Below are 14,704 nucleotides of genomic sequence, written 5' to 3' on the forward strand. Positions count from 1 at the left end.
CAACTTTTATAGTTGATTTAATTAGCTAACTAATAGAGATTGCTTGATTAATACGTAGTAATTTCATAAATTCTAACGGTTGTCCTGTTGCATTTTTAATATACATATTACGTTCACGTTCAATAAGGCGTTTATAAAGATAGACAAGTGCACCTATGCCAGATGAATCTAAAAATTTTACTTTACTGAAATCTACTTCAATTTCATTGTGTGTATCTTTAGTAAGAATATCATCAATACATGCTTGTGCTAAACGACTATTATTAGTATCTAAATTTCCAATAATTACTAATGTTAAAACTGTGTTGCTTTTTTCTACTTTATGAATGTTCATAATTGTTTTCTCTATTATAGTTGGAGTATTAGTACTAAGCAGAATTTATTGTCTTTTAATTTAAGTTTATTATTTATAATCTTTAGATTAACTTTTATTATTAGATTTTTAAGTAAGACTTAGTCCATTAAGTTTAATTATTTAGATATAAATTTCAATTTAATAGATTTATTATGATGTATCATGTGTAATTTTAAAGAAAGAAGAAATGCTGCTGATGAAACTCCTATAATAAACCCAATCCAAAATCCATGGACTCCCATAGGTTCCACAATAATATTCGTCATACTTAAGATATAACCTATTGGTAAGCCAAGTATCCAATATGAGATAAATGTACGATTAAATATGCTTTTCATATCCTTATATCCACGTAAAGCTCCTGCTGAGATAATTTGAATAGCATCTGTACATTGATAAAATGCGGCAAATAGCAATAATTCCATAGCAATGCTTGTCACTGTATTATTATTGCTATAAAGCAATACAATATTTTCTCTAAATATTATAGTTGATATTGCTGTTATCAGTGCTAAAAAAAATCCAATAGTAACAGCAACTTTTGAAGTAATTTTTGCACCTTTTAGATTTCTTTTTCCAAGCTGATGACCAACACGTATGCTAACTGCAACACCAATACTCATTGGCAACATAAATATTAATGATGAAAAATTAATTGCAATTTGATGAGCTGAAACTACATTAGGTCCTAATGGAGCTATAAATAAGGCAACTATTGCAAATAGAGTGACTTCGATAAATGTTGCAGCCCCAATTGGTATCCCTAATTTAAATAGCTTTATAATTGATTGTACTCTTGGTTTATAGAAATGAAAAAACAATTGGATATGCGCAATACGTTTAGATATTAAAATATAAATTAATAACATTATAAACATTAACCAGTAAACGATGGAAGTAGCTATACCACAACCTATACTTCCTAATTTAGGAAGACCAAACTTACCATATACCAACATCCAATTTATTGGGATATTTATTATTAATCCAATAATTCCAATAACCATAGCAGGTTTTGTTAGAGATAAACCATCAGTTAAGCTACGCAAAGTTTGAAATAATAAGCAGGCAGGTACAGAAAATATCATTGCGTATATATAACCACTAATTTTTATCGTTATTAATGGTTCAAGTTTTACGATATCTAAAATTGTTCTTATTTGCAAAAGAATCATAATAATCGGAATAGAACAAATAATAGCAAGGCTAATCCCTTGTTGTATTTCGAAAGGTATCTTAATTTGCTGATCAGAACCATTCAGTTGAGCTACTATTGGTACTAAAGCTGTTAATAAACCAGCACCAAATAAAATCAAAGGCAACCAAATACTAGATGCAATAGCAACAGCAGCCATGTCGATAGTACTTACGCCCCCCGCCATAATTGTATCAACAAAGTTCATACTAGTTTGCGAAATAGATGCAATTAATACAGGCACAGCCAGTTTAATTAAATTATACATTTCATTTTTATAGCTATGCATAGTGCTTCTTCCTAATTCGCAGGTATTAAAGTTTGATAAAATATAGAATATTACTTCTTATGAATCTTGATTAGAATAATAAAAAAATGTCATACTTAGTGCTATTGAAAACTTGCAGATTTTTTAAAATGTTTACTGGTATTGTACAAGGTATGGCAAAGTTAGTTTCGGTTGAGAAAAAAAAGAACTTTCGAACTCATACTATTGAATTATTAGGAATGATGAACGATGGTCTTATGGTAGGAAATTCTGTTGCCCATAACGGCTGTTGTTTAACAGTAACTCACATTGATGGTAATCTAGTTTCATTTGATATAATAGAAACAACCCTTAGGTTAACTAATCTTGGTGAGTTAACTGAGGGAATGTTGGTGAATATAGAAAGAGCTGTTAAATTTGGAGATGAAATTGGTGGCCATTGTATATCTGGACATATTTCACTTACAAGTAAAATTGATAAACTTATTGAAACTGAGAATAATCTTACTATTTGCTTTACAGTCCCATTATATTCAGTGCCATATGTCTTAGAGAAAGGCTATATTGCGTTAGATGGTTGTTCATTAACAATAGGGAAAATTGAAGGTCAATGTATTAGTGTTCATTTAATCCCTGAAACATTAAAACGTACTTTATTTGGCAAACGTAAGGTAGGTGATAGAATTAATGTTGAATTTGATTCTCAAACTCAAGCTATAGTTAATACGGTTAAGCAGTTGTTTATAGAAAAAAATAGTTTTTTTAAAACCGGATAATAATTTTATTTGCTTTCTTTATGTCTGTTTTTCGAGGTTAACAGTTTTTATCTAAATAGTTTCTTGGTTTATTTGCTTCTATTTAGAGTTTTTTTTCGTGTGTCCATAATTTCCCATTTTCCTTCAATATAGAAGCTACTCCAACCAGAAGGTTTTCCGTTTAATTCGGAACGAACATAGGTTTCTTTTGATTTACGGCTAAAACGAATTACTGTAGAAAGACCACTAGGATCTTCACTTGGAGCCAATGTTAAATACAAAAGCTTAGAGTGTAGGCGCTCTTTAAAGTTAATTAGTTCCTTAACTAATGGGGCTCTTGTTTCACGAGATTTTGGGAAATTACTTGCTGCCATGAACAAACCAGAAGCACCATCACGTAATATAAAATAAGCATTTGAATCTTTGCAAGGTAGTTCAGGGAAGTGTATTGGTTCTAATTTTGGCGGTGCTACTTCGCCATTTTTTAAAATTTTTCTAGTATTTTTACAATCACTGCTAGTGCAGTCCATATATTTCCCAAATCGACCGTTTTTGAGTAGCATATCAGCATTGCATTTATCGCATTTAATAAGAGGACCAGAATAACCTTGTCCTTTAAATTGTCCAATTTCAATAATATAGCCAGTACATGATGAATTGCTTCCACAAAGGTGTATTTTATGTTTATCGTCAATAAAGTATGCATCCATTGCCATTTTACAGTTTTGACAACGTTTTTTAGCTCGCAAAGCAGCAGTTTCTGATTCTTCTGATAAGATGTTGTTATTCCAATTTTCTTTGCTCAGATTAATTGTGGTTTTACAACGATCCTTTGGTAATAATTCATATCCAGAACAGCTTAAGAATACTCCAGTTGATGCTATTCTAACTACCATTGGTCGTGTGCATGTTGGACATGGTATATTAGTTTCTACTATATAGTTTGGTTTCATTCCACCATATTTGATATCTTTTCCTGCTCGTTGTAAATCATGAGTAAAATCATTAAAAAAGCCATCTAGAATAGTTTTCCAATTGGCATTACCTTCAGCGATCTGATCAAGCTGTTTTTCCATTCTAGCTGTGAAATTATAGTTCATTAAATCAACAAAGCTAGTATTTAGACGATCTGTAACAATCTCTCCCATTTTTTCTGAATAAAATCGGCGTTGTTCTAATTTCACATAACCACGTTCTTGAATAGTAGAAATAATTGCAGAATAGGTTGATGGTCGACCAATTCCTTTTTTTTCAAGTTCTTTAACAAGAGAGGCTTCGGTAAAACGAGTTGGTGGTTTTGTAAAACGTTGCTTGGTTTTTATATGATTAAATTTCAATTTATCTCCAATCTGAACTGTTGGAAGTAATTTTTCTTCATTTTGTTTTCCAAATGGGCGTTGAACACGTGTCCATCCATCAAATTTTAAGATTCGCCCCTTAGATTGTAATATATATTTTTCTGCTTTTACATAAATCTTTGTTAAATGATATTGAGCTTCTGTCATTTGGCATGAAATAAATTGATTCCAGATTAATGTATATAATTTACATGCATCTTGATCCATGTTTTTTAATTTCTGAGCTTGGACTGTAATATCTGAAGGACGAATAGCTTCATGGGCTTCTTGTGCACCTGGTTTATTATTATATATGTTAGATTTAATTGGTAAATATGATTTCCCGAATTCATTAACAATATATTTACGTGCCGATTCTATGCTTTCAACACTCAAATTGGTAGAGTCAGTACGCATATACGTGATGTAACCTGCTTCATAAAGTTTTTGAGATAAAATCATAGTCCTTTTGACACTGTATCCTAATATTGTGCTTGCTGCTTGTTGCAATGTCGAAGTAATATATGGAGCAGGTGCTTTTTTTAAAGTTGATTTATCTTCTCGGTTACAAACTTCGTATTCTGCATTTTTTAATATTTTAGTAATTAATTTAGTTTCAGCTTTGTTAGCTACTTTTAGAGTTAGATTATTTTTTTTTATAACTTGCAAGCAAAGACAATTATTATTTTTAGTTAATGTATTCACATAAATATCCCAAAATTCTTCTGGAATAAATGTTTTGATTTTTTGCTCTCGTTCGACTAAAATTTTGACTGCGACAGATTGAACTCTCCCTGCAGATAAACCTCTAGCAATCTTTTTCCATAATAAAGGTGAAACCATAAATCCAACAATACGATCCATAAATCGACGTGCTTGCTGTGCATTTACTCCATTCATATTTAAGTCAATAGGTTGTTTAAATGCTTGTTGAATGGAGTTTTTTGTAATTTCATTAAATACTACGCGTTTATAACGACCTTTATCCCCTCCGATAATTTCTTGAAGATGCCAAGCTATAGCTTCTCCTTCTCGATCTAAATCAGTTGCAAGGTAAATATTGTCGACATTTTTTGCTAATTCTTTTAATTCAGATACAATTTTTTCTTTACCTGGAAGGATTTGGTAATTTGCTGTCCATCCGTGAAATGGATTAATACCTATTTTTTTAATCAGAGTATTCTGTTTGTTTTCTTTTTTAATTCGTGTTTTTTCTTCAATAGTCATCCCTTTAGTAGAAAGGGTATCTGTTTTGTTTCCTGAATAACTTTTTCCTGTTTTTGGAAGATCACGAACATGACCAATACTAGATTTTACGATAAAATCTTTACCAAGATATTGGTTTATGGTTTTTGCTTTCGCAGGAGATTCGACTACGACGAGTGATTTACTCATAATTCAAATACCTTTAAGGAATAATATAAGATAAGTTTCTATCAATTAATAATAGTGTACTGTTATTTTTAAAATAAATATTTTTCTGAAAATCCTGTTCTTTAAACTTCTTTTATTAAAAAAGTGCTGTTTTTTAATATAAAAAAAAGGTGTTCATTACTGAGAAATTCTAACAGGTTAATTTAAGTAATTCATCGAAGTAATTAGGGAAAGTTTTTGATACACATGTGAAGTTTTTAATAGTTATAGGCATACTACCTAATGCGATTAAAGAAAAGCACATGGCAATTCGATGGTCATTATATGTATTTATAGCAATATGCCTAAACCATCTAGCTGGATTAATACTAATATAATCCTTTCCTTGTTTAACTGTAATCCCCAATTTTTTTAATTCTGTTGCCATAGCAAATAAACGATCACTTTCTTTCAATCGCCAGTTGTATACATTGCGTACAGTAGTTATACCTTCAGAAAATAATCCTGCTATCAAAATAGTCATAGCAGAATCTGGCATATGGTTATAATCCATGTCTATTCCGTTAAGTTGGCTAACATGAGAGATGATATGATTTTCCCCCCATTCAATTTTTGCCCCCATTTTTTCTAGTACATAAGCAAATTCAATGTCACCTTGAATACTCTTTTTAGAGATACCTTTAACTTTAACTTTTCCACCTTTAATTGCTCCAGCAGCAAGGAAATAGGATGCTGATGAAGCATCACTTTCTATTAAAAACTCACCAGGAGAAATATACGATTGGTATTTAGGAACTATAAATTCTTGGTAATTATTATTAATTATGTTAATACCAAAAATTTTCATGATATTTAATGTAATATTTATATAGGGTTTTGATACTAAATAATTTTCAACTTTTATAATAATCTTCTTTTCTATCAAAGGAGTTAACATTAAAATAGCACTTAAAAATTGGCTGGAAACAGAAGAATTAATAAAAATACAATTTCCTTTTAAAGTATTACCAGTAATTTTTATAGGTGGATACCCTTTATTTTTTAAATATTCAATTTTAGCCCCTATTTTATGCAAAGCTTGAACCAAGTGAAAGATGGGACGTTTATTCATGCTCTTATCACCAGTTAATATATATTCTCCTTGACTCAAACATAAAATTGCTGTCAATGGTCTCATTGCTGTTCCTGCATTACCAAGAAAAAGGTTTAACCTCCCTTTAGGTGTACTAAATACTTTACCTAATCCTTCTATTTCGCATTTTTTTTTATTTTTGGTTAAGTGATAGGAAACACCTAATTTAGATAAAGCATTTAGCATATAATAAGTATCATCACTATCTAGAAGATTAATTAAACGAGTATTACCTTTAGCTAAAGCAGCTAGCAATAATGCTCTATTGGATATACTTTTTGAACCAGGTAATTGAATTTCGCCATTGATTTTTTGAATAGGTTGTAAAATAAGGTTTTTCATTGAAGTAATCTTCAGTAGATATTATTAATATTAGTATATAAGCATTTGATTTTTTTAAAAAAGATATTTAAATAAGAAAAACTTCGCACTCCCATTCTCATAAAAATTCGTTTTTTATGAGAACTAATATCTAATTATAACCTTAGCCGTACTCATACTAGTTTAATACTGAGAGCTTAACTGTTTAGTTCTATATCTATATAAATTATTTATTTGATAATAAATAATAACTTAATGAGAAATAATAAATTTGTTTTTTATGAGAAAACTGGTAAATCAGTTCTAGCAAAGGTAAAATACCATTCAGAGTATATTTTAACGGAAAAATTGTGTCTGTAAAGGCACTTGTTTTTACCAAAATTAATTTAGAAGAGGATAAAATGGCTAAAGAAGATGTAATTGAGATGCAAGGCACTGTTCTTGATACTTTGCCAAATACAATGTTTCGCGTTGAATTAGAAAATGGTCATCTTGTTATTGCTCATATCTCAGGTAAAATGCGTAAAAATTATATTCGTATTCTTACTGGAGATAAAGTAACTGTTGAAATGACTCCTTATGACTTATCGAAAGGTCGCATTGTTTTCCGTTCTCGTTAATTGTTTATTTTATTGCTACTATAATTATTTAGTTTAACTTTTTATTTTTTAAAATTTAAAATTATTAGCGTATTATTATTATTTTCGACGCCAATTTGTTCCTGTTTTTGTATCCTCTAAAATAATGCCCATTTGCTCTAGTTTATTTCGTGCTATGTCTGCATTAACCCAATCTTTTAAAGCACGTAAATCATTACGATGTTTAATAAGAGTTTCAATCTCTGAAAGTTGATTTTTATTTATATTCTTTTTCTTTCCTTTTAAAAAAGTTTCTGGTTTTTGGTAAAGAATACCAATTATATTTGCAAGTTTAAGCATTAAATTTCCAAGAGCACTAGCCTTATAGATATTATTAGTTTTAAGTTGATTAATATGGTGAGCCATATCGAATAAAATAGAGTAAGCTATTGGCGTGTTAAAGTCATCATCCATCGCATTAATAAAACGAGTTGCATAATATTTTTCATCTTTAGTGCTGATTGGGATATCCATATTCAAATCTAGTAAAGAAGTATATAAGCGTTTTAAAGAAGAATTTGCCTGTTTTAGGCTTTCTTTAGTATAGTTAAGTTTCTTACGGTAATGTCCTGATGTTAAAAAATAACGTAAAGTTTCGGGATTATATTGTTGTAATAACTCACGGATTGTAAAGAAATTACCTAGAGATTTAGACATTTTTTCTTGATTAATCATCATCATGCCAGTATGCATCCAAGTATTTACATACTGAGTATCATTTGCGCAGCATGATTGTGCAATTTCATTTTCATGGTGAGGGAATTTAAGATCAGATCCGCCTCCATGGATATCAAAATGCTTACCTAGAATTGCAGAGTTCATCGCTGAACATTCAATATGCCAACCTGGACGTCCCATACCCCAAGGTGCATTCCAAGCAGGTTCTCCAGGTTTTGACATTTTCCATAATACAAAATCTAGTGGATTACGCTTCGTTTTTTGAGTATCAATAGTAATGTCTATCCGTAACTTTTTAAGATTTTGATTTGATAGTTTTCCATAATTAATAGTATGATGGCACTTACTAACATCAAACAAAACATCTCCATTATTACCTATATAACCGAAACCACGCTTTATTAATTTTCTGATAAAATTTATGATTTCCTTTATATATTGGGTTGCATGAGGTTCAATATCAGGTCTATTAATATTTAATTTATCAAAGTCATTGTGCATTTCAGAAATCAAGCGTTGAGTAAGAGATTTACATGATTCACCATTTTCAGAAGCACGATTAATGATCTTATCATCAATATCAGTAATATTCCTTACAAATGTCAGTTCATAACCTAGGTATCGTAGATAGCGAGAGACTATATCAAAAGATAAGAACGTACGAGCATGGCCAATATGACAAAGGTCATAAACAGTTACCCCACAGACATACATCCCAACTTTATTATCAGAAATCGGTTTAAATTTTTCTTTTTGTTTTGTTAGTGTGTTATATATTCTTAGCATGACATTTTTATTAGTGATTAAGGTTTTTTTTCATTAGAGGTGTTTTTTATCTACTATTTCTATCTGTATACTCTACAATTATTATTAGTTTTTTAAAACTTATTACTTATTTGAATAATTTTATTTGAAGGATCAGCTAGCTGGTATACGACTCTTATCATGACTATATTATTTATTTCAGATCTTCACTTAACACCTTTATTGCCTAAAATTACTAATTGTTTTATTAGGTTTATGCGTGAAGAAGCTTCTAAAGCTGATAGAGTATATGTATTGGGTGATCTATTTGATTTTTGGGTTGGCGACGATGATAATTCCAGCTTTGCTACACTAATTAAAGATGAGCTTAAAAAATTGACTAGTTCAGGTGTTCCATGTTTTTTTATTAGAGGTAATAGAGATTTCTTAATTGGTACACGTTTTGCCGAATATACAGGAATACGATTACTTTCAGATGAAGCAGTTATAGATTTATATGATCGTAAAGCAGTTATTTTACATGGTGATACTTTATGTACACGTGATGTAAAATATCTAAAATATCGACAAAAAGTTAGAAAACCCTGGTTGAAATGGTTATTTAATTGCATTCCTGTATATTTTAAGAGGATTATTATAAATAAAATTCAATCTAATGTTAGGGGAAAAAAGAAGTTTAAATCATTGGATATTATGGATGTGACAGCTAGTGAGGTTGAAAAAGTTTTTGATTTACATAATGTTGATTTAATGATTCATGGTCATACGCATATACCAAACATTCATCAATTAAATACAGACAAAGGTAATAAAATTAGAATTGTTCTTGGAGATTGGAATCATCATGGATCTATTTTGTTTTACTATAAAAATAGATATGAATTGCAAATTCGTCCTTTCGACTAAAATAAAATGCTTGTTTCATCTTAACGTAACGGTCAGTATCTATTAAGATATTTAAGGTTTGTTAGCAATTAATATTGTTCGTTTTGGAGCTGGATAGCCTTCAATTGTTTTACTAGAATCTTTAGTATCTAGATAGTTACATAATGAATTATGCATCATCCATTTGGTTTGACGCTGTTCATTAATGTTCGTAGTTTGTGTATTTACAATTCGTATGTTTTTAAATCCTGTTTTTCTAAGCCATATTTTCAATACAGATGCTGAAGGAATAAAATATATGTTGCGCATTTGAGCATAGCGATCTACTGGAAAAAGTACTGTATTTTGATCTCCTTCAATTACTAGCGTTTCGAGAACTAATTCACCTTTTGATCTAAGCTGATCTTTAAGTTGAATAAGATGATCAATAGGAGACCGACGATGATATAATACTCCCATGCTAAAAACCGTATCAAAAGCTTTAAGTTTTGGAAGTTGCTCAATACCTAAAGGTAATAGGTGAGTTCGTTGATCATTCCCAAGTAGTTTTCTAATTGCTTCAAATTGAATAAAACATAATCGAGAAGGATCAATTCCTATAGACAACTGAGTATCTTCACCTACTGTACGCCAGAGATGGTAACCATTGCCACAACCAACATCTAAGATTACACGATTTTTTAGGTTTGATATATGTGGGAGCAAACGATTCCATTTCCAATCACTATGCCATTCAGAATCAATATAAATATCATATATAGAATATGGACCTTTCCTCCATGGAGAAAGACTTTTTAATAATTGTTCTATTTGTTTAAGCCTTCCTGCATTTATCATGTGATTATTAGATATAGAAACTGAGTATTTTAAGTCAATATTATCCGGTATGGTATCCGGAATTTTATTTAAAATTTTAATCCAATGATTAAAATTTGAGTTCTTAGCATTTATCCAATATGTTAATTGTTTAGGTAAAGTATTTAACCAAGGTTGAAGAGAAGTAGTTTGAGAGATAACTTCATAAAAACTAGAAAAATTAATCATTTTTACATATTAAATGAATATAAATGAAAGTTATTTAATTGCAATCATAGCACCAAAATTAAAATATTGGAACCAAGTTTCATTGCTTGAAAAACCAATATCCTTAAATCGTATTTTATGGGTTTTTATTGAATCTGGATATATTACATTTTCAAGTGCGATGAGCTTTTGTTTTATTTCTAGTTCACTATATCCATTTTTGCGTTTAAAATCATGGTGAAGTTTGATTAAAAGTTTATTTAAAACGTCATTTTCAAAAATATACTTTTCAGATAAAATTAAAATTCCACCAGAACGAAGACCTGAGTAGATGTTTTCGAGTAAGCTTTGTCTATCTTTTGGATTAATAAATTGTAGTGTAAAATTTAGTACAACAACGGAAGCATTAGTAATTTTAACATTACGAATATCTGCTTTAATCACTTTAATTGGAATAGTTAATTGATGTTTGTTAAGATACGCTTTGCAACGTTGTACCATGGCATTTGAACTATCTACTGCGATAATCCGGCATCCTTTTTGATTAATTTGATTATGCATTGAAATCGTTGCGGCACCTAATGAACAACCTAGATCATATATTCTTGAATAGGGTTTAGCGAAGCGTTTTGCCAATATACCAATGGTTGAGATAATATTATTGTATCCTGGAATAGAACGTTGAATCATGTTTGGAAAGACTTGAGCTACTTGTTCATTAAAAGTAAAGTCAGTAACTCTATCAACTAATGTTGAAAAAAGAGTGTCTTTATTGTCATTCATATCCATTGCTGTCTGTCATATTTTGAAAGGTAATTTATATGGCAGATTATTTAATATTGTCATCTTAAATACAAAGAATATTTTCGATATTTTAAATATATTATAATTGATTAAGTCATGTATATTTATTTTAGACTAGCTTTAACCTTTCTTATTCAGTAGTGAGAATGTTCATAAAAATGTATGATATTTAAAGGATTATATTTTAGAGAGATTTTTAATGCGTACTCATTATTCTGGTGAACTTGATAAATCGATTGTTGGACAAACTATAAAACTTTGTGGCTGGGTTCATTCTCGTCGTGATTTAGGCGGACTAATTTTTATTGATATGCGAGATTGCTCTGGTGTTGTTCAAGTTGTTATTGAACCGTATACTGCTAAGATTTTTTCTATTGCTAATGAGTTGCGTAATGAATTTTGTATTGCTATCACAGGTATTGTTCGTGTTCGTCCTTTAATACAGATAAATGAGGATATGCCAACTGGAGAAATTGAGTTACTTGCTACAATGTTAAAAATAATTAATCGAAGTGAACCTTTGCCTATTGATTTTAAGCAAGACAACTCAGAGGAACAGCGTTTAAGATATCGTTATTTAGATTTACGCCGTCCTGAAATGTACAAACGTTTAAAACTGCGTTCTGAAGCATCAAGGTTTATGCGTAATTTTTTAGATGCCAAAGGTTTTTTAGAAATTGAAACACCAGTACTAACAAAAGCAACTCCAGAGGGTGCTCGTGATTATTTGGTACCAAGCCGTACTCGAAAAGGTAGTTTTTATGCTTTACCTCAATCTCCTCAATTATTTAAGCAGTTGCTTATGATATCTGGTTTTGATCGTTATTATCAAGTTGTTAAATGTTTTCGTGATGAAGATTTGCGTGCAGATCGTCAGCCAGAATTTACTCAAATTGATATTGAAACTTCATTTATGAAAGTAAAAGATGTTCAAGCAATTACTGAAAAAATGATTTGTAATATGTGGAAAAAATTACTAGGTATTGACTTAGGTAAATTTCCAGTGATGAAGTTTAGTGAAGTAATGCGTCGTTTTGGTTCTGATAAACCTGATTTACGTAATCCATTAGAGTTAATTGATATTGCAGATCTTGTAAAATGTATTACATTTGAAACTTTTTCAATTCCTGCTAATGATATAAATAGTCGTGTTACAGTTCTATGTTTGCCTGGTGGTGCTGTTTTGAGTCGTAAAAAAATAGACAATTACTCTAAATTTGTTCAAATGTATGGTGCTAAGGGTTTAGCATGGATGAAAATTGGTGATTTGCGTATTGGTATTAAAAATGCTATTCGTTCACCAGTCGCTAAATTTTTGAGTGATGCAATAATTAATAGTATATTAGATCGCACTCAAGCTAAATCTGGTGATATGATTATATTCTTAGCAGATAAGAAAAATATTGTTACAGAAGCGTTAGGTGCTCTTCGTATTAAATTAGGTAAGGACCTTAAATTAATAGATTATTCTATCTGGGCTCCATTGTGGGTTATAGATTTTCCGATGTTTTCAAAGGATAATGAAGGTAACTTTTATGCTATGCATCATCCTTTTACATCGCCTCTAGAAAATTTAAGCGTAACAGAACTAAAGACTGATCCTGTTTCTATAGTTTCTAGTGCTTATGATATGGTTTTGAACGGTTATGAGATAGGTGGTGGTTCTGCTCGAATTCATAATAGAGATATACAATCAGCAGTTTTTGAACTTTTAGGAATTAAAAAACATGAACAACAAGAAAAATTTGGTTTTTTACTGAATGCTTTGAGATTTGGTACTCCACCTCATGCTGGTATTGCATTTGGTTTAGATCGTTTGGTCATGCTACTTTGTGGTACTGAAAATATACGTGATGTTATTCCATTTCCTAAAACAACCTCAGCAGCTTGTTTGTTGACTAGTGCACCAAGTTTTATAAAATCATTAGTGCTTGAAGAATTGAATTTGTCTGTATCAAATAAAAAGAAAAACATCTAATATCAGCAAGTTAAAGGATTACTACATGTCAATTATTTTAGGTATTGATCCTGGTTTTCGTACTACTGGGTATGGACTTATTGATCAACAAGGTCCTAACCTTTTTTATTTAGACAGTGGATGTATTTTAAATAAAGGAAAAAAAATATCGGGAAGATTAAGAAAAATATATCTTGGAATTACCGAAATTATTTCTAAATTTCAACCTGATGTATTTGCGATTGAGCAAATTTTTATCGCTAAAAATGCAAGTTCAGCTCTTAAACTAGGTCAAGCTAGAGGAACAGCAATTGTTGCAGCCGAAAATTTAGAATTGCCTATATATGAATATGCTGCACGTTTAATTAAACAAGCAGTAGTAGGCACAGGTCGTGCTGAAAAAAATCAAGTTCAAACTATGGTTCAACATATACTTAAATTAACTAAAAAGCCAAATTCTGATGCTGCTGATGCTTTAGGTGTAGCTATTTGTCATGCACATACACATAAAACTATTAATTTATTATCTAATAACCTTCATATATCAAAGAAAAGAAAATATCTTTGATTTTTAATTTAGAGAGGTTTATTGTGATTGGACGTCTTCATGGAATCCTTCTTGAGAAACGACCGCCAGAGTTATTAATGGATGTGAATGGTGTTGGGTATGAAATGCAAATGCCAATCAGTTGTTTTGATAATCTCCCAAATGTTGGGAGAAAGGTGATTATTTATACTCACTTTATCATTCGAGGAGATGCTCAGTTGCTTTATGGATTTAATACTCTAAAAGAGCGGGCTTTATTTCGAGAAGTAATAAAAACTAATGGTATCGGACCAAAGTTAGGATTGAACATTCTTTATAAAATGTCAGCCAGTCAATTTATTTCTTGTGTTGCAAGAGAAGATATTTCAGCTCTATTAGAACTTCCTGGTGTAGGTAAAAAAACGGCAAAACGGTTAATCTTAGAAATGAAAGATCGCCTTAAAGATGGGAATTTTGAAGGACCAATTAATTCTATATTAAATGAATCTGCTTTAAATAAAAAATTAGCATTGTCTCAAGTTCATGCTCATGCTCAAGAAGAAGCAATTAGTGCTTTATTAGCTTTAGGTTATAAACCAATGAAGGCATCAAAAATTGTATCTCAGATTGCAAAACCAGATATGACAAGTGAATGTTTAGTTTATGCAGCTCTAAAATCAATGAGTTGAAG

The 14,704-nt window shown here is 30.4% G+C and carries 13 protein-coding genes; 6 read left to right on the forward strand and 7 right to left on the reverse strand.

Annotated elements, in window-relative coordinates; all coding sequences use genetic code 11:
• Positions 1 to 25 precede the first annotated feature (25 nt).
• The gene (locus O1U_RS03630) at positions 26 to 334 is read right to left on the reverse strand and encodes an STAS domain-containing protein (RefSeq protein ID WP_016504043.1); all 309 of its coding nucleotides are present in this window, start codon (positions 332 to 334) and stop codon (positions 26 to 28) included.
• 137 nt (positions 335 to 471) lie between these two features.
• Positions 472 to 1,839 carry an MATE family efflux transporter gene (locus tag O1U_RS03635; protein ID WP_016504044.1) on the reverse strand — a complete coding sequence of 456 codons (1,368 nt, stop codon included), beginning with the start codon at positions 1,837 to 1,839 and terminating at the stop codon, positions 472 to 474.
• Positions 1,840 to 1,967: 128 nt separating this feature from the next.
• Here O1U_RS03635 and O1U_RS03640 point away from each other — a divergent pair, with 128 nt between their 5' ends.
• On the forward strand, positions 1,968 to 2,594 hold the full coding sequence (locus O1U_RS03640; RefSeq protein WP_016504045.1) for a riboflavin synthase: 627 nt from the start codon (positions 1,968 to 1,970) through the stop codon (positions 2,592 to 2,594).
• Positions 2,595 to 2,662: 68 nt separating this feature from the next.
• Here the strand turns inward: O1U_RS03640 and topA are convergent, their stop codons facing one another.
• Positions 2,663 to 5,305: a type I DNA topoisomerase gene (topA, locus tag O1U_RS03645; protein WP_016504046.1), complete on the reverse strand. Its 2,643-nt coding sequence runs from the start codon at positions 5,303 to 5,305 to the stop codon at positions 2,663 to 2,665.
• Positions 5,306 to 5,474: 169 nt separating this feature from the next.
• Positions 5,475 to 6,758 carry a 3-phosphoshikimate 1-carboxyvinyltransferase gene (gene aroA / locus O1U_RS03650; protein WP_016504047.1) on the reverse strand — a complete coding sequence of 428 codons (1,284 nt, stop codon included), beginning with the start codon at positions 6,756 to 6,758 and terminating at the stop codon, positions 5,475 to 5,477.
• A 380-nt stretch (positions 6,759 to 7,138) separates the two neighbouring features.
• On the opposite strand from aroA, the gene infA reads away from it, so the two are divergent.
• Complete coding sequence (gene infA / locus O1U_RS03655) at positions 7,139 to 7,357, forward strand: translation initiation factor IF-1 (protein ID WP_016504048.1); 219 nt, start codon at positions 7,139 to 7,141, stop codon at positions 7,355 to 7,357.
• Positions 7,358 to 7,435: 78 nt separating this feature from the next.
• On the opposite strand, the gene cysS is transcribed toward infA, so the two are convergent.
• Entirely contained in the window at positions 7,436 to 8,839 is a 1,404-nt protein-coding gene (cysS, locus tag O1U_RS03660) for a cysteine--tRNA ligase (RefSeq protein WP_016504049.1), read from the reverse strand.
• Between the two features lie 159 nt (positions 8,840 to 8,998).
• On the opposite strand from cysS, the gene lpxH reads away from it, so the two are divergent.
• Positions 8,999 to 9,724: a UDP-2,3-diacylglucosamine diphosphatase gene (gene lpxH, locus O1U_RS03665; protein ID WP_016504050.1), complete on the forward strand. Its 726-nt coding sequence runs from the start codon at positions 8,999 to 9,001 to the stop codon at positions 9,722 to 9,724.
• 51 nt (positions 9,725 to 9,775) lie between these two features.
• Here lpxH and cmoB read toward each other — a convergent pair whose 3' ends face one another.
• Positions 9,776 to 10,747: a tRNA 5-methoxyuridine(34)/uridine 5-oxyacetic acid(34) synthase CmoB gene (gene cmoB / locus O1U_RS03670; protein WP_016504051.1), complete on the reverse strand. Its 972-nt coding sequence runs from the start codon at positions 10,745 to 10,747 to the stop codon at positions 9,776 to 9,778.
• A gap of 30 nt (positions 10,748 to 10,777) precedes the next feature.
• On the reverse strand, positions 10,778 to 11,509 hold the full coding sequence (cmoA, locus tag O1U_RS03675; RefSeq protein ID WP_102031401.1) for a carboxy-S-adenosyl-L-methionine synthase CmoA: 732 nt from the start codon (positions 11,507 to 11,509) through the stop codon (positions 10,778 to 10,780).
• 220 nt (positions 11,510 to 11,729) lie between these two features.
• On the opposite strand from cmoA, the gene aspS reads away from it, so the two are divergent.
• Genes aspS through ruvA form a run of 3 tightly spaced genes read left to right on the forward strand, consistent with a single transcriptional unit; the run spans position 11,730 to position 14,702 of the window.
• On the forward strand, positions 11,730 to 13,508 hold the full coding sequence (gene aspS / locus O1U_RS03680; RefSeq protein ID WP_016504053.1) for an aspartate--tRNA ligase: 1,779 nt from the start codon (positions 11,730 to 11,732) through the stop codon (positions 13,506 to 13,508).
• Between the two features lie 25 nt (positions 13,509 to 13,533).
• Entirely contained in the window at positions 13,534 to 14,055 is a 522-nt protein-coding gene (gene ruvC / locus O1U_RS03685) for a crossover junction endodeoxyribonuclease RuvC (RefSeq protein ID WP_016504054.1), read from the forward strand.
• Between the two features lie 23 nt (positions 14,056 to 14,078).
• Complete coding sequence (gene ruvA, locus O1U_RS03690) at positions 14,079 to 14,702, forward strand: Holliday junction branch migration protein RuvA (RefSeq protein WP_016504055.1); 624 nt, start codon at positions 14,079 to 14,081, stop codon at positions 14,700 to 14,702.
• Positions 14,703 to 14,704 lie beyond the last annotated feature (2 nt).

This window comes from Candidatus Photodesmus katoptron Akat1 (assembly GCF_000478685.1).
GTDB lineage: Bacteria > Pseudomonadota > Gammaproteobacteria > Enterobacterales > Vibrionaceae > Vibrio > Vibrio anomalopis.

What these genes read in the sequence shown, in the direction of transcription:
- cmoA (WP_102031401.1), bottom strand. Translation starts at nt 11,509, where the DNA reads ATGAATGACAATAAAGACACTCTTTTTTCAACATTAGTTGATAGAGTT.
- ruvC (WP_016504054.1), top strand. Translation starts at nt 13,534, where the DNA reads ATGTCAATTATTTTAGGTATTGATCCTGGTTTTCGTACTACTGGGTAT.
- cmoB (WP_016504051.1), bottom strand. Translation starts at nt 10,747, where the DNA reads ATGATTAATTTTTCTAGTTTTTATGAAGTTATCTCTCAAACTACTTCT.
- lpxH (WP_016504050.1), top strand. Translation starts at nt 8,999, where the DNA reads ATGACTATATTATTTATTTCAGATCTTCACTTAACACCTTTATTGCCT.
- aroA (WP_016504047.1), bottom strand. Translation starts at nt 6,758, where the DNA reads ATGAAAAACCTTATTTTACAACCTATTCAAAAAATCAATGGCGAAATT.
- cysS (WP_016504049.1), bottom strand. Translation starts at nt 8,839, where the DNA reads ATGCTAAGAATATATAACACACTAACAAAACAAAAAGAAAAATTTAAA.
- infA (WP_016504048.1), top strand. Translation starts at nt 7,139, where the DNA reads ATGGCTAAAGAAGATGTAATTGAGATGCAAGGCACTGTTCTTGATACT.
- O1U_RS03640 (WP_016504045.1), top strand. Translation starts at nt 1,968, where the DNA reads ATGTTTACTGGTATTGTACAAGGTATGGCAAAGTTAGTTTCGGTTGAG.
- O1U_RS03635 (WP_016504044.1), bottom strand. Translation starts at nt 1,839, where the DNA reads ATGCATAGCTATAAAAATGAAATGTATAATTTAATTAAACTGGCTGTG.
- topA (WP_016504046.1), bottom strand. Translation starts at nt 5,305, where the DNA reads ATGAGTAAATCACTCGTCGTAGTCGAATCTCCTGCGAAAGCAAAAACC.
- O1U_RS03630 (WP_016504043.1), bottom strand. Translation starts at nt 334, where the DNA reads ATGAACATTCATAAAGTAGAAAAAAGCAACACAGTTTTAACATTAGTA.
- aspS (WP_016504053.1), top strand. Translation starts at nt 11,730, where the DNA reads ATGCGTACTCATTATTCTGGTGAACTTGATAAATCGATTGTTGGACAA.